This window comes from Streptomyces sp. NPDC048349 (genome assembly GCF_040651925.1).
GTDB lineage: Bacteria > Actinomycetota > Actinomycetes > Streptomycetales > Streptomycetaceae > Streptomyces.
In genome coordinates, this window is record NZ_JBEZLA010000018.1 from 49957 (window position 1) to 64516 (window position 14560).

At 74.3% G+C, this 14560-nt stretch carries 16 protein-coding genes; 7 read left to right on the forward strand and 9 right to left on the reverse strand.

What is annotated here, in order from left to right:
• The first annotated feature begins 37 nt into the window (after nt 1–37).
• Together AB0D44_RS12870 and AB0D44_RS12875 are read left to right on the forward strand one after the other, a co-directional pair.
• Complete coding sequence (locus AB0D44_RS12870; protein ID WP_362588729.1) at nt 38–1177, forward strand: cytochrome P450; 1140 nt, start codon at nt 38–40, stop codon at nt 1175–1177.
• Nucleotides 1174–2124 carry an NAD(P)-dependent oxidoreductase gene (locus AB0D44_RS12875; RefSeq protein ID WP_362588732.1) on the forward strand — a complete coding sequence of 317 codons (951 nt, stop codon included), beginning with the start codon at nt 1174–1176 and terminating at the stop codon, nt 2122–2124. The genes AB0D44_RS12870 and AB0D44_RS12875 overlap by 4 nt, the downstream gene beginning before the upstream one ends.
• Here the strand turns inward: AB0D44_RS12875 and AB0D44_RS12880 are convergent.
• The 8 genes from AB0D44_RS12880 to AB0D44_RS12915 all read right to left on the reverse strand — a co-directional run bounded on the left by AB0D44_RS12880 (nt 2090) and on the right by AB0D44_RS12915 (nt 9385).
• A complete protein-coding gene (locus AB0D44_RS12880; RefSeq protein WP_362588735.1) occupies nt 2090–2683 on the reverse strand; it encodes an ATP/GTP-binding protein in 594 nt (197 codons plus the stop codon). The two genes, AB0D44_RS12875 and AB0D44_RS12880, sit on opposite strands and share 35 nt — an antisense overlap.
• Nucleotides 2670–3038: a DUF742 domain-containing protein gene (locus AB0D44_RS12885; protein ID WP_362588737.1), complete on the reverse strand. Its 369-nt coding sequence runs from the start codon at nt 3036–3038 to the stop codon at nt 2670–2672. The genes AB0D44_RS12880 and AB0D44_RS12885 overlap by 14 nt, the downstream gene beginning before the upstream one ends.
• Nucleotides 3038–3457, reverse strand: coding sequence for a roadblock/LC7 domain-containing protein (locus AB0D44_RS12890; RefSeq protein WP_362588740.1), 420 nt, complete (start codon nt 3455–3457; stop codon nt 3038–3040). The genes AB0D44_RS12885 and AB0D44_RS12890 overlap by 1 nt, the downstream gene beginning before the upstream one ends.
• On the reverse strand, nt 3454–5784 hold the full coding sequence (locus AB0D44_RS12895) for a sensor histidine kinase (RefSeq protein ID WP_362588742.1): 2331 nt from the start codon (nt 5782–5784) through the stop codon (nt 3454–3456). The genes AB0D44_RS12890 and AB0D44_RS12895 overlap by 4 nt, the downstream gene beginning before the upstream one ends.
• Before the next feature lie 325 nt (nt 5785–6109).
• On the reverse strand, nt 6110–6523 hold the full coding sequence (gene msrB / locus AB0D44_RS12900) for a peptide-methionine (R)-S-oxide reductase MsrB (RefSeq protein ID WP_362588745.1): 414 nt from the start codon (nt 6521–6523) through the stop codon (nt 6110–6112).
• A 14-nt stretch (nt 6524–6537) separates the two neighbouring features.
• Complete coding sequence (gene murC, locus AB0D44_RS12905) at nt 6538–7935, reverse strand: UDP-N-acetylmuramate--L-alanine ligase (protein WP_362588747.1); 1398 nt, start codon at nt 7933–7935, stop codon at nt 6538–6540.
• A 51-nt stretch (nt 7936–7986) separates the two neighbouring features.
• Complete coding sequence (locus tag AB0D44_RS12910; protein ID WP_362588750.1) at nt 7987–8454, reverse strand: indole-3-glycerol phosphate synthase; 468 nt, start codon at nt 8452–8454, stop codon at nt 7987–7989.
• Nucleotides 8455–8602: 148 nt separating this feature from the next.
• Complete coding sequence (locus tag AB0D44_RS12915; RefSeq protein WP_362588752.1) at nt 8603–9385, reverse strand: pyrimidine reductase family protein; 783 nt, start codon at nt 9383–9385, stop codon at nt 8603–8605.
• Nucleotides 9386–9421: 36 nt separating this feature from the next.
• Here AB0D44_RS12915 and zapE point away from each other — a divergent pair, with 36 nt between their 5' ends.
• The 5 genes from zapE (at nt 9422) to AB0D44_RS12940 (ending at nt 14278) form a co-directional block, all read left to right on the forward strand.
• Nucleotides 9422–10525, forward strand: a complete 1104-nt coding sequence (gene zapE / locus AB0D44_RS12920) for a cell division protein ZapE (RefSeq protein ID WP_362588755.1) — start codon at nt 9422–9424, stop codon at nt 10523–10525.
• A gap of 62 nt (nt 10526–10587) precedes the next feature.
• The gene (locus AB0D44_RS12925; RefSeq protein WP_362588758.1) at nt 10588–11016 is read left to right on the forward strand and encodes an OsmC family protein; all 429 of its coding nucleotides are present in this window, start codon (nt 10588–10590) and stop codon (nt 11014–11016) included.
• A 147-nt stretch (nt 11017–11163) separates the two neighbouring features.
• On the forward strand, nt 11164–12507 hold the full coding sequence (locus AB0D44_RS12930; protein ID WP_362588761.1) for an alkaline phosphatase PhoX: 1344 nt from the start codon (nt 11164–11166) through the stop codon (nt 12505–12507).
• A complete protein-coding gene (locus AB0D44_RS12935) occupies nt 12504–13349 on the forward strand; it encodes a PPK2 family polyphosphate kinase (protein WP_362588764.1) in 846 nt (281 codons plus the stop codon). The genes AB0D44_RS12930 and AB0D44_RS12935 overlap by 4 nt, the downstream gene beginning before the upstream one ends.
• A 17-nt stretch (nt 13350–13366) precedes the next feature.
• Entirely contained in the window at nt 13367–14278 is a 912-nt protein-coding gene (locus AB0D44_RS12940) for a polysaccharide deacetylase family protein (protein WP_362588767.1), read from the forward strand.
• Between the two features lie 9 nt (nt 14279–14287).
• Here the strand turns inward: AB0D44_RS12940 and AB0D44_RS12945 are convergent, their stop codons facing one another.
• Nucleotides 14288–14479, reverse strand: a complete 192-nt coding sequence (locus AB0D44_RS12945) for a hypothetical protein (protein WP_362588769.1) — start codon at nt 14477–14479, stop codon at nt 14288–14290.
• Nucleotides 14480–14560: the final 81 nt, after the last annotated feature.

Sequence of the window (14560 nt, forward strand, 5' to 3'; positions counted from 1 at the left end):
CTTCCCCCGTCCCGATCCCCACGAAGGTGCGTTCCCGATGAGCAGCACGTCCCACGCCCGGGCCCGAAGGCGCGACCGCCGGGTCTATCTCGGCAGCCATCCCGTGCTGTTCGGGTTCCTCGCCGCGACGCGCGGACGGCCCGTCCGCCGGCTCGGCGGCACCGTGCTGGTGCACGGGGCGGAGGCCTACCGCGAAGCGCTGACCCGGCTGCCGCTGGACCGGACCGCGCAGGGCACCACCGGCGGAGCCGCGCGCTCCGCGCTGGCCGGCGACGGGGGTGTGCTCTTCGACCAGGACGGCGGCGGGCACCGGTCGGACCGGAGGGACCTGGCCGGGCAGCTCTCCGTGGCCGGGCTGGCGCGCTTGCGGGCGGGGTGGCGGCCGCTGCTCGACCGCCGCCTCGAACCGCTCGCCCGGGGCGGCGCGGTGGACCTGGTCGGGCTCTCCCGGGAACTGGCCGGCTCGGTGGTCTGCGCGCTGCTGGGCTCGGACGCCGATCCGCGGGCCGTGGCGGCGGCGGCCGCGGAGGCAGCGGCCGCTTCCGTACGCAGCCACCTGCCCGGGCCGGGCCGCCCGCGCGCGCAGGCCGCGGCAGTCCGCTCAGCCGCCCGGCTGCGGCGGGTGCTGGCCCCGCCGGAGGGGCTACGGGGGGCTGGGGCGGCGGGACCGGGACCGCTGAACGACGGGGCGCTGGCCGCGATGGTGGCGGTGGCCGCGGTCAACACCACCGTGGCAGCGCTGCCGCGGTCGGTGGCGTGGTGCGCCGACGCCGGGCTGTGGGACCAGGCCGCCGACGAGGCGCTGCGGCCGGCGCTGGCCGCCGAGCTGCTGCGCGTCACGGCCGCCTCACCGCTGCTGCCGCGGGTGGCCGCCGCGGACGGTACGGTCGGCGGCTGCCCGGTGCGGGGCGGCGACCGGCTGCTGCTGGTCGCCCGGCACGCCGCCGAGGCGCACCGCCGGGACCCCGATGCCCGGCGGCCGGCCGGGCCGGGGGCCGCCCGGCTGGTGTTCGGCTCGGGGCCACACGCCTGCCCGGGAGCCCGGCTGGCCGAGGTGCAACTGGCCGACGTACTGGCAGCGCTGGCCCCCGCGCGGCCGGTGGTGACGCGGGCCCGGGTGGACCGGCGGGCGGCCCTGCCGGGCTGGCGGACGCTGCTGGTGGAGGCCGGCGCATGAGCATCCGTATCGCGGTCACCGGGGCGAGCGGCTTCTGCGGCGGTCACGTGGCCCGCACGGCGGCCGCGCGCGGGGCGCAGGTGGTGTGCCTGGGCCGCAGGCCCGGGCCGCAGGGGGAGCACCGCACCTGGGACGCCGCCGTGGCCGATCCGGACCTGACGGGGGTGGACCTGGTGGTGCACTGCGCGGCCGCGGTCGGCGATCCGGCGCCCGGTTCCGCGGCGGAGTCGCTGATGCACGCGGTCAACGTGGCGGGAACGCAGCGGCTGCTCCGGGCGGCGGGCGGGCGGCCCGTGGTCTGGGTCGGCAGCGCCAGCGTCTACGACCCGCGGCTGGACCGGAGCCTGGTCACCGAGGACCATCCGCGCGCGGGCCAGCTGAACGCCTACGGCCGTACCAAGGCGGCCGGAGAGGCCCTCGCGCTGGCCGGCGGTGCGGTGGTGCTGCGGCCGAGGGCGGTCTACGGCCCGGGTGACACCCAGCTCCTGCCCCGGCTGCTCTCCCGGGTCCGGGCCGGGACCCTGCTGCTCCCGGGCCCGGACGTGATGCTGAGCCTGACGGCGGTGGAGAACCTCGCGGACGCCTGCCTGGCGGCGGCCGGCTGGCCCCCGGGCGCCTACAACGTGGCCGACGCCGAACCGTACGCCCGCGACCTGGCGCTCCGCGAGGTCCTGCGCGCCCATGGCGTCCGGGCCCGGATCCGGCACCTGCCGCTGCCGGTGGCGCACGCGGCGGCCCGGTTCGCCCAGTGCCTGCCGACCGCCGAACCGGCGCTGAGCCGCTACGCGGTGGACCAGCTCGCCCACTCCGTGGTCCTGGACACGACCAGGGCCCGGTCCCGGGGCTGGGGTCCGGGCCGGACCCTGGCGGACTACCTGGCCGAGGTGGCCGCGGGCGACCGGAGCGGGCGGGTCAGCCCGTCGCCACTGCTTCCGCGCCGGCGATGAGCCGGTCGAGGAGCGCGAGCAGGCAGGCGCGGACGTCCGGGCGGGAACGGGCGTCCAGCATGAGGACCGGGGTGTGCGGGTCGCGCAGGTGCAGCGCCGCCCCGATCTCCTCGGCCGTGTAGGGCTGTTCGCCGTGGAAGCAGTTCGCGCCGACCACGAAGGGCAGTCCGCGGCTCTCGAAGAAGTCGACCGCGGGGAAGCTGCGGTCCAGGCGGCGCGTGTCGACCAGCACGATCGCCCCGAGGGCCCCGTTCAGCAGGTCGTCCCACATGAACCAGAAGCGCTCCTGGCCCGGCGTGCCGAACAGGTAGAGGACGACCGAGGCGTCGGTGAGGGTGAGGCGGCCGAAGTCCATCGCCACGGTGGTCACCGTCTTGGACTCGATGCCGTCGAGGTCGTCCACGCCGACGCCGGCGGCCGTCAGCCGCTCCTCCGTGCGCAGCGGCTCGATCTCGGAGATCGTCTCGACCAGGGTCGTCTTGCCGACCCCGAACCCCCCGGCGACGAGGATCTTGACGGGGGCCGCTTCCCGCGGGGCGGGAATGTCATATCCGGGCAAGGTTGTCCCTGATCTTCCTGAGCAGGTGGACGTCGGTGGTCTCGGACCGGTCCAGGGGCGGCCGGTGGTGGATCAGCCCGCGGTCCGCGAGTTCGCCCAGGAGCAGCGTCATCGGCGTGAGGCGGATGTGCATCCGGGCCGCTATCTCGGCGACCGCCAGGCCGCCCGGCGGCGCGCACATGGCGAGGATGGCCCGCCACTCGGTGGGCAGGCCGCCCGGCGCCTCCCCGCCGGCCGCCGCCGTGATCGTCGTGTCCATGGTGAGGACGGTGTGCGGCGCGGCCGTGCGCCCGTCGGTCAGGGCGTACAGCCGTGTACGGCGGCGGCGCGCGGGCTGGGGCTCGTCCTGCGGCATTACGCGGTCGGCACCTGGCCGCGCTCGGGGGTGCCCAGCCACTCGCCGAGCGCCTGCGCGGTCCGTACGGCCTCGCCGCCGAGCTCCCCGAGGCGCGCCTTGCGGGAGGTCACCACGATGAGCGTGCTGCCCTCGCCGCACCCGACGATGCACAGGTAGCGGTCGTCCATCTCGACCAGCTGGCGGATGACGCGGCCGCCGTCGACCTCCCGGGACATCGCCTTCATGGTGGCCGCGATGCCGGAGGCCGCGGCCGCCATGCGCTCGGCCTGCGGCTCGTCCAGCAGGTAGGCGCTGAGCTTGATGCCGTCGTTGGACAGCAGCACCGCTCCCTGGATGCCGGCGATCCTGTTCAGGTTGTTGTCCAGGACGCTGTAGATGGCGTCGTTGGATGCCGCTGTGTTGGATGAGGTAGTCATGGCCGATCCCGTCGGAGCTCTTCTTCCACTGTCTGGGTCCCGCGTTCGTAGTCCGCCCAGGCGTCGGCCACCTCGTCGGGTGTCGCCGTGTCCGGCCGGAGGTCTGGTTCCGGGGCTCGGGGCGCCCGCAGCTGCTCGGCGATGTGGGTCTGCGGGACGCGCTCGGGAAGCGCCGGCCGCGCGGGGGCGGCCGCCGGGGCCGTCCGGGGCTCGGGCTCCGGCTCGGGCTCCGGCTCGGGCCCGCGCACGGGCGCAGACGCGGATACGGGCGCAGATACGGACACGGGCGCGGGCAGGGGCTCACGCGCGGCCGGCTTCGTGGGGCGGGTGGGCAGCCCGGCGGCCGTGTGCCCGGCCGGCTCCGGGGCCCGGCCCCCGGCCGGGCGCGGCGCCGGTACGGCGGCGGACGGCTCGGGGGCCGGCGCCGCCGCCGCGGGCGCGCTCTCGCGCGCTGCTGCGCCCCCGGTGGCCACCAGCAGCTCCCCGGGCAGGACCACCACGGCGGAGGTTCCCCCGTACACCGAGCGGCGCAGGGTGACGGTCGCCCGGAGCTGCTCGGCGAGGTGACCGACCACGAACAGCCCGAGCCGGTGCGCGTTCTGAGCGAGGACGGAGTACGGCGGTGCCTGGTGCAGGCGCCCGTTCATCTCCTCGTACCGCTCGGGGGTCACCCGCGGTCCACGGTCCTCGATCTCGACCGACAGCCCGTCGGCGACCAGTTCGGCGCGGATGACCACCTTCGAGCGCGGCGGGGAGAACCGGGTGGCGTTGTCCAGCAGCTCCGCCAGCAGGTGGCTGATCTGGCTGACCGCCTGCGGCTCCACGCTGATCTCGTCCAGGGCCTGCCGCTCGATGCGCCGGAAGTCCTCGACCTCCGCGGCGGCTTCGCGCAGCAGGTCGGCGATGCGCATGGGCTCGGTGTGCGGGTCGGGGACCTCGCCGCCCGCCAGGATGAGGAGGTTCTCGATCTGCCGTCGCATGCCCACCGTCAGCTGGTCGGCGCGCATCAGCTGGGCGAGCAGCGCCTCGTCGTGCCCGAAGGCGTCCTGGAGGTCCTCGGTGAGGCTCAGCTGCCGGCTGACCAGGTTTCCGGTGCGCGAGGCGATCCCGGTGGCGAACAGGCCGAACCCGTGGCGCTCGGCCGCGAGCTGCCGGTGCCCGTCGACGGAAACGGCGACGGCCCGGGCGAACGCGTCGCTGATGCGGCCGACCTCGTCGCGCTCCCCGCGCACCGCCGGCAGGGCCCCGTCGTCGACGGACTGCCCGCGCTGGAGCCGGGCGACGACGTCGGGGAGGGTCTCCTCGGCGACGGTGACGGTGCGCGCGTGCAGGTCGTGGAGCCGGCGCAGCAGCGACCGCGTGGTGAACACGACGACCAGTACGACGGCCAGCAGCCCGCCGCCGCTCCCCCCGATGAGCCAGGCGACCTCGGTCTCCAGCTCCGCGGCCTTGTCCTCGCCGCGCGTGAGGACCTTCCGCGCCCGGTCGACGTTGAGGGTGGCCATCTGCACCGAGAAGTTCGCGTGTGCGGACCGCCAGCCGGCGATGTCGGCGGGCAGCCTGATGCCGGAGTCGACGTCCGTGTGCTCGGAGATGACGGCGTTCTCGATGCGGACCTTCGTCTGCCAGTCCGGGGAGGCCGCGATCCGCTCGTAGAACCGGCGGTCGCCCTCGGGCAGGTACGGCACGATCCACGTCTCGTACAGGTGCCGGTGGGCACCCACGGCGGTGATGAACTGGTCGAAGCCGGCGGAGTTCAGCTGCCGGGACGGTCCGGCCAGGGACAGGATCGTGTCCTCGCGCGCCACCATCTCGGTGGCCGCGAGCATGGACACCACGGGCCGGCTCTCCTGGACGATGTCGGCGTCGTCCGCGTGGCTGAACTCCCGCTGGTAGGCCCGGATGACCGCGTCGATCACGCCGGTGTAGTGGGCGAGGGCCGCGTCGGCGCCGCCGGTGCGGGCGTCCGCGCGCTGGCGGTACGCGGCCAGGCCGTCCAGCCGCCGGTTCACTTCGTCGAAGGAGGCGTTCGCTTCGCCCGACAGCCGACGGAATTCGGCCACGGCCTGGTCGGTCGCCGCCCGCCGGTTCCCCAGCTCCTCCTCGGCGCCCGCGGTGCCCGCCCACAGCGCGGCGGTCGTCGTCCGCTCGGCCTGCATGTCGACCATGAGCGTGTAGAGCGGCGCGCCGATCCGCTCCGCGGCCGCGACATCGGCCCGCAGGTGCTCCGCCTGCGTCAGCAACCGCCCGGCGGTCACCCCCACTTGGGTGCCCATCGCCACGGTGGGGAGCACGGCCAGCCAGATGAGCAGGGTGCGCAGGCGCACCCGTTGCCGGCGACGGGCCGTCGACCGCCCTGGTGCGCCTTCGGGTTCTATCGGAGACATCGGACCTCGGGAACGGGGGCGGCGGGGGCAGCCGGACGGCCGGACCGTACACAACCGGTCCGGTTGCGGCGGGATGTGAGGGTGCCGATCATAACCAGCCATCCCGAGGAAACAGATAGGTGTCTTCCGCGGCCAAAGCGTGCTATTGGCGGCGGATCACGGCAGGCGGGAGACCTGATCGGAACCCAACCGCGACGCCCCCGACATCAAGGCGGGCCCTCCCGGCCGCCATGGGGCCGGGAGGGCCCGCCCCGGGCCCGAGGGGTCAGCCCTCGCCGTCGGCCGGGGTCAGCCGCAGCGAGATCGAGTTGATGCAGTAGCGCTGGTCGGTGGGGGTGGGGTAGCCCTCGCCCTCGAAGACGTGGCCCAGGTGGGACCCGCACGTCGCGCAGCGGACCTCGGTGCGGACCATGCCGTGCGAGGTGTCGGCGACCAGCTCGACCGCGTCGGTGTCCTTCGGGTCGTAGAAGGACGGCCAGCCGCAGTGCGAGTCGAACTTCTCCGAGGAGCGGAACAGCTCGGCGCCGCAGCCGCGACAGGAGTAGACGCCTTCCGTCTTGGTGTCCGTGTACTCACCGCGGAAGGCCGGCTCGGTGCCCGCGAGGCGCAGCACCTGGTATTCGGACGGGGTCAGCTCCGCCTGCCACTGCTCGTCCGTCTTGTGGACCTCGTACGACATGGGTCTCCCTCCCTCTAGTTCGACAGGCGGGCGAGGATGGCCGGACCGAGGTCCGTGACGTCGCCCGCGCCCATGGTGAGAACGAGATCGCCGGGCTTGGCCATTCCCGCGATGACGTCGGCGACGGCGCCCTTGGCGTGCTCGGCCGTGACGTCGGCGCCCGCGGCACGGGCGGCGGCGATGATGATCTCGCTGGTGACGCCGGGGAGCGGGTCCTCGCGGGCCGGGTAGATGTCCAGGACCACGGAGGCGTCGGCGAGGGCCAGTGCCCGGCCCATCTGCGTGCCGAGCTCCTGGGTGCGGGAGAACAGGTGCGGCTGGAAGACCACCAGGATCCGGGAGTCCCCGGCCGCGCCGCGGATGGCCTCCAGGTCGGCGGTCATCTCGGTGGGGTGGTGCGCGTAGGAGTCGATCACCTGGACGCCGGCCGCTTCGCCCTTGAGCTGGAGGCGGCGCTTGACCCCGGTGTACTTGCCGAGGGCGGAGGCGAGGTTGTGCGCCGGAATGCCGAGTGCGACACCGGCGGCGAGGGCAGCGACGGCGTTGTGCGCGTAGTGGCGGCCGGGCACGGAGACGGTGAAGGTGAGCATCCGCCCGTCCAGGACGACGGTGACCTCACTGGTCAGACCGCGCGCGGTGATCTTGGTGATCCGTACGTCGGCCTCGGGCTCCTCGCCGTACGTGACGACCTTCAGGCCCTCGCGGCCGGCCACCCGGCGGGCGATCTCGGCCGCGCCCTCCTGGCCGTGGGCGACGACCAGGGTGCCGCCGGGCACGATCTTGGAGACGAAGGTCTCGAAGGACTCGTAGATCTCCTCGATCGACGCGTAGTTCGCGTGGTGGTCGAGCTCCGCGTTGAGGATGATCGCGACCTGCGGGGCGTACTTGTGGAAGGTGCGGTCGCTCTCGTCCGCCTCGGCCACGAAGATGTCGCCCTCGCCGTGGTGGGCGTTGGAGCCGGGGGCGTCCAGGTCGCCGCCGATGGCGTACGAGGGGTCCAGGCCCAGGGCCGACAGGGACACGGCCAGCATCGAGGTGGTGGTGGTCTTGCCGTGGGTGCCGGCCACGGCGATCGGGCGCAGGCCGTCCATCAGGGCGGCGAGCGCGTCGGAGCGGTGCACGACGGGGACGCCCAGCTCGGCGGCGCGGGCCAGCTCCGGGTTGTCGGCGCGGATGGCGCTGGAGACGACCACGCAGGTGGAGTCGTCGGCGAGGTTGCCGGGGGCGTGGCCGCCGTGGACGGTGACGCCGTGGGCGCGCAGGGCCTCGGCGGTCTCGGAGTCGCCCTTGCTGTCGCTGCCGGCGACCCGCGCGCCGCGCTGGGCGAGGATCTTCGCGATGCCGGACATGCCGGCGCCGCCGATGCCGATGAAGTGGGGCCGTTCCATGGCGGTCGGCAGGCCGGGCTTCATTCAGGTCGCTCCAGGATCGAGGGTGGTGCTTCGAGCTCTGACCGCCCCAGCCTATTCGTTGTGGGCGAAGAGCTTGAGCACCGGAACGCCCACCTTGTGGCGGGCCCGGGAGGCCCAGTCCCGGTGGAAGAACTCCTCCACGAAGTGCGGAGCGGTCAGGACGATCACCTCGTCGGCGCCGGTCCCCTCCACCACGGCCTTCAGTTTGTCGAGGGGGTGGTCCTCGACGATCTGCCCGACGGCCTTGGCGCCCTTGGCGCGCAGCGCGTTCAGGGAGTGCGCGAGGGCGTGCGCGGCCGGGCCGAGGGCTTCCTCGCCCTCGGGTTCGTCGCCCTCGCGGATGGCCTCGGGGAGCTCACCGAGCGCGACGTCGTCGATGGCGCGCAGCAGTCGGTCCTGGTCGCCGCGGGGTTGCATGAGGACGACGAAGGAGACCGGGTCGTCTCCGTGCAGGGTGGTGACGAAGTCCACGTCCACCGTGGTCAGCGGCTGCTCGATCATCAATACGCTCGTGAACACGGACGCCCTCTCCTTCATGGGCCCTGGCCGGCTGGCCGGCCCCTGCGGAAACCATCCTGCCCCGCTCGCGCGCGGGGCCTTGCGCAGATATATGTGCCCAGATTTGTGCCCGTCGGAAGCTAAGCGGAACGAGAAATTCCGCTCCTTCTCAGATCCGACGGTAACGGGTGAAGAGGAACCCGGCCTCCTCCAGCACGGAGGCCGGCGCGAGCCGGTGCGGAACCGTGACGGAGGGCCCGCCGGCGATCCGCTGGGCGCCACCCGCCGTGAGCACCGGCGAGATCGTCAGGCACAGCTCGTCCAGCGCGTCGGCGGCCACGAGCTGGCCCAGCAGCCGGGGCCCGCCCTCGGTGAGCTGGCGGCGCAGCCCCCGCGCGGCGAGCTCCCGCAGGGCGCGGGCCGGGTCCACGCCGGCCCCCTCGCCCGCCACCACGACCTCGGCCCCGGCCGCGACGGCCTCGGCGACCTTGCCGGCCGGCGCGGTGGCCCCGGTGAGCACCAGGGTCGGCACGAGCGGGGAGGTGAACAGGGGCAGGGTGAAGTCCAGGTCCAGGCTCGCCGTGACCACCGCGATGGCGGGGGCGGGGCCCTGGCCGGCGGCTTCCCGGCGGGCGGCGAAGACCTCCCGGGCCCGGGCCGGGCGGTACCCCTCCTGGCGAACCGTTTCCGCTCCGACGACCACCACATCGGCCAGGCCCCGCAGGGTGCCGAAGATCCGCATGTCGGTCTCGCCGGAGATGGGCTGGGAGCGGCCCTCGTGCTGGGCGGCGCCGTCCAGGGTGGAGACCATGTTGGCCCGCAGCCAGTGGGCGCCGTCGTCGAGGGCGGGGTACGCGTACGCCTCCGCGAGCTCGTCGAGGGACCACTCGCGGTCGGCCGTGGCCTGGGACGGAGCTGATGTCTGATCGGTCACAGGGAACAGGCGTCGCATCGGTGCAGTGTGCCACGACCCGTAGAGTTGAGTGCTGTGTCAACATCACTCTCCACCTCCGGTGCCACGTCCGGTCGGCCTCAGATAGCCGACGCGGGGCCCCAGGCCCTGTGCGCCCGCGAGCCCCGGGTACCCGCCGAACGGCTGGTGGCCGAGATGGTGCCGCCGCCGCGTTTCGACTCGGTGCGCTTCGACACGTACAACCCGGACCCGACCCAGCCGAGCCAGTCCGAGGCGGTCACCGTCCTCAGCGGCTTCGCGGCCGGCCTGGGCGGGGCGCACGCGAGCGGCGCCGGCAAGCGGCGCTGGTTCAGCAAGAAGCCGGCGGCCGCGGCCGCCCCCCGCGGGGTCTACCTCGACGGCGGTTACGGCGTCGGCAAGACCCACCTGCTCGCCTCCCTGTGGCACGCCACCCCCGCCGAGCCGGCGCTCAAGGCCTTCGGCACCTTCGTGGAGCTGACCAATCTGGTCGGCGCGCTCGGCTTCCAGCAGACCGTGCAGACCCTGGGCGGGCACCGGCTGCTGTGCATCGACGAGTTCGAGCTGGACGACCCGGGCGACACGGTCCTGGTGTCCTCGCTGCTCAGCCGCCTGGTCGAGCAGGGCGTGGCGCTGGCCGCGACCTCCAACACGCTGCCCGGCAAGCTCGGCGAGGGCCGCTTCGCCGCCGCCGACTTCCTGCGGGAGATCCAGGGGCTGTCGGCGCACTTCCGGCCGCTGCGGATCGACGGGCAGGACTACCGCCACCGCGGGCTGCCCGAGGCCCCGGCCCCGTTCTCCGACGAGCAGGTCGCCAAGGCCGCGTACGCGACCGAAGGCGCGAGCCTGGACGACTTCCCCGGCCTGCTGGAGCACCTGGCCCGGGTGCACCCGAGCCGCTACGGAGCGCTGACCGACGGGATCACGGCGGTGTGCCTGACCGACGTGGGCCCGGTGCCGGACCAGTCGACGGCCCTGCGGCTGGTGGTGCTCGCCGACCGGCTGTACGACCGCGAGGTCCCCGTCCTGGCCTCCGGGGTCCCCTTCGACAAGCTGTTCAGTGAAGAAATGCTCAACGGCGGCTATCGGAAGAAGTACTTCCGCGCGATATCGCGGCTCACCGCGCTCGCCCGCGACGCGAAGCCCCTGGTGTCGCAGTAGGTTTGGGAACGCCGCGCCCTTCCGGGGGCCCGGCCGTTTCCACTTCTGCGAAGGGATCCCCCATGGCCGCCACACGCAACGCACACGCCGTCTGGGAAGGCGACCTGTTCGAGGGCAAGGGCGTCGTCACCCTCGACTCGTCCGGCCTCGGCAGCTACCCGGTCTCCTGGCCCGCGCGCACCGACGAGGAGGCGAACGGGCGGACCAGCCCGGAAGAGCTCATCGCCGCCGCGCACTCCAGCTGCTTCAACATGGCCTTCTCGAACGGACTGGCGAAGGCGGGCAACCCGCCCGTCAAGCTGACCACCTCGGCCGCCGTCACCTTCGTGCCCGGCAAGGGCATCACCGGCATCCACCTCACGGTCGAGGGCGACGTGCCGGGTCTGGACGACGACGCCTTCGTCGCCGCCGCCGAGGACGCGAAGAAGAACTGCCCCGTCAGCCAGGCCCTGACCGGCACGACGATCACCCTGAGCGCCAAGCTCGCCTGACGCCCCGCGGGGACCGGGGCGGCCGGGACCGGCCGCCCCGGTCCCGGCCGGCTCTCGCGCGGGCCCGGGCAGCGGGCCCGGGCGGCGCACCGGCCCCCTGCGGCGCGGCGGCCCGCGGCGGGCGTTCCGCCGTGGTACCAGTTGCCGATGTCCGTCACCCGACGCAGCCTGCTCGCCGCCGGCGCGATCGCCTTCAGCGGGGCGCTCGGCGCCCTGTTCACCGGCCGGGCCGGCGCCGTCCGGCCGACGCACGGATACGGGCCGCTCCTGCCCGACCCGCGCGGCCTGCTCGATCTGCCCGCGGGATTCTCCTACCGGGTGCTGTCCCGCGCGGGCGATCCCCTGCGCTCCGGTGAGGGCGCCGTCCCGGCCCACTGCGACGGCATGGCCGCCTTCGACGCGGGCGGCGGCCGCGTACGGCTGGTCCGCAACCACGAGAACCGCGCCACGGCCGCGCTGCGCGTGCCCGCCGTGGCGGGGCTGACGTACGACCCCGGGGCCCTGGGCGGCTGCACGGCCCTGGAACTCGGCCCGGACGGGCGGGTCACCGGCGAGCGCGTCGCCCTCGCCGGTACCGCCGTCAACTGCGCGGGCGGCCGGACCCCTTGGAACACCTGGCTGAGCTGCGAGGAGACCGAGGACCGGGCGGGCACCTCCGGTTACGCCCGGGACCACGGATACGTCTTCGAAGTGGACCCCGCCGACCCCCGGCGCTCGGGGGCCGTCCCGCTCACCGCGCTGGGCCGCTTCGCGCACGAGGCGGTCGCCGTGGACCCCTACCGCGGGGTCGTCTACGAGACCGAGGACGCCTTCGTGCGGCCCTTCGGGCTGTTCTACCGCTTCCTGCCCGCGCGGCCGCTCGGCGGCCCCGGCTCGCTGCGGGCCGGGGGCGTCCTGGAAGCCCTGCGCGTCCCGGGCCTGGCGGACCTGGCCGTGGTGGACCGGCCCGGGGCGGAGTTCCCCGTCGAGTGGGTCCGCGTACCCGACCCCTCGGCGGCCGCGACCGCGATCCGGTTCCAGGACTTCGGGCCCGGCGGGATCACCCACGCGCAGAAGCTGGAGGGCTGCTACTGGGGCGGCTCCGGCGTCCACTTCGTCTCCAGTTACGCCCGCCGCGGCGAGGGCGCCGGCGCCGACCACCACGGGCAGGTGTGGTTCTACGACCCGCGGCGCGCCCGGCTCCGGCTGGACGTGCTGTTCGGCCCGGCCTCCGACGTCCGGCTGCCCGGGGACTCCCCCGACAACATCTGCCTGGCCCCGGACGGCGGCCTGATGGTGTGCGAGGACGGCGGCGGGGCGCAGTACGTGTTCGGGGTGACGGTGGGCGGCGAGGTGTACCCGGTGGCCCGCAACGCCGAGGACATCGGGCCGCCGGGGGCCCCGGAGTGGGGGGAGTTCGCCGGGGTCACCTTCTCGCCCGACGGGGGGACCCTGTACGTCAACGCCTACGCGCCGGGCACCACCTTCGCGGTGACGGGGCCCTGGCAATGACGGCGCGGCCGCTGCGCGAGCTGCTGCGCGTCCCCGTCGGCGAGCGGCCCGACCTGGGCCGCATCGACCCGGCCGCGACCCCGGGGGGACCCGCGGACAAGACGGCCGGGCGCGCGGCCACCGCCGCGATGGCCCGGCCGCTCGCCTCGCTCCAGGAGCGGCTCTACGCGGCCAGCACCGCGGGCGACCGGCGCCGGCTGCTGCTCGTCCTCCAGGGCATGGACACCAGCGGGAAGGGCGGCACCGTCAAGCACGTGATCGGCCTGTTCAACCCTTCCGGCTGCCGCATCCAGTCCTTCAAGGCGCCCACCCCAGAGGAGCGGGAGCACCCGTTCCTCTGGCGCATCGAAAAGGCCCTCCCCCAGCCGGGCGAGATCGGGATCTTCGACCGTTCGCACTACGAGGACGTCCTCATCGCCCGCGTCCGCGAGCTGGCGCCGCGCAGCCGGATCGACGGCCGCTACGCGCAGATCAACCGCTTCGAGGAGTCGTTGGCCGAGGACGGCGTGAGCGTGGTGAAGGTCTTCCTCCACATCGGGTACGAGGAACAGCGCGCACGGCTCCTGGCGAGGCTCGACAACCCCGACAAGCACTGGAAGTTCAGCACGGCCGACATCGACGAGCGGGCCCTGTGGCCCGCGTACCAGGAGGCCTACGAGCTGGCCCTGGAGCGCTGCTCCAGTGACGCCGCACCGTGGTTCGTCGTCCCCGCGGACCGCAAGTGGTACCGCAACTGGGCGGTGAGCCGACTGCTGCTGGAGCACCTCGAGGAGATCGGTCCGAGGTATCCCCCGGGTGACTTCGACGTCGGGGAGTGCCGCGCACGACTACTTGCCACATAGTCATATATTTTGCCTGTGTGACCATTTCCGTGCGCAAAGCGGCGTCCGCTGCCGTGCTCAGTGCCGTCCTCGGTGCCGCCCTCGCGGGATGCGGGGGCGGCACCGGCAGGTCGGACGCCGGCCGCGAGGCCCGTCTGGGGACCCCCGCGGCGTCCGCCGCCGCGTCCGCTCCGGCCTCCGCCCCGCCCTCGGCGGGCGGGTCCGCCCCGCAGGCCGGCGCCCCCGCCAAACCCCCGACCCTGGCTCCCGGCCCGAACGGCCTGGCCCCGGTCTTCGAGCGGGCGAAGCAGCACACCGACAAGACCGTGGCGCTGACCTTCGACGCCGACATGACCGCCGACCAGGGGCCGCGCGCGGCGGGCGGGGAGCGCTTCGACAACCCCCAGCTGATCGCGACCCTGCGCGCCCTCCAGGTGCCGTCGACGATCTTCATGACGGGCCGCTGGGCCGAGGAGTACCCGGACCAGGCGAAGGCGATCGGCACCGACCCGGTCTTCGAGGTCGCGAACCACTCGTACAGCCACCACGCCTTCACGTCCCCCTGCTACGGACTGCCCGCGCTCGACGCAGCCGCCGCCCGCGCCGACGTGGACCGGGCCTTCGCCGCCTTCCGCACGGCCGGCGCGGTCAACACCGTCCCCTACTTCCGCTTCCCCGGCGGCTGCTACGACGACCGGGCGCTGCGGGCCCTGTCCACGGCCAAGGTCACGGCCGTCCAGTGGGACGTGGTCAGCGGGGACGCCTTCGCCCAGGATCCGGAGGCGGTGGCCGAGCAGGTGCTGGCGGGCGTCAGGCCCGGCTCGGTGGTGGTCATGCACTGCACGCGCAGCGCCGCCCCCGTCACCGAGGAGGCCGTCCGCAGAATCGTTCCGGAGCTGCGCAAGCGCGGCTACCGGTTCGTGAAGGTCTCCGAGCTGATCGGAACGTAGCGAGGGGGCTCAGCCGGAACAGGCCGAGCGCTCGGCGTCCTGCCACTCGCACACCGGGCAGAGCACCACGCCGGGGGTGGCGACGCCGTACTCGGTGGGCTTGCCGCACTCCAGGCAGTCGGCGTACGGCGGGCCGGGCACCTGCCCGGCCGGGGCGGCGGGAGCGGGGCAGTACGACGGGTTCTCCTGCGGCTGATCCATGGGGACGATCCTATCCCCGGTACTGGTAGGAAACTTTCCTTCCTGTTAGTCTCCCGGGCGGCGGCTTGGCGCGGTGCCCGG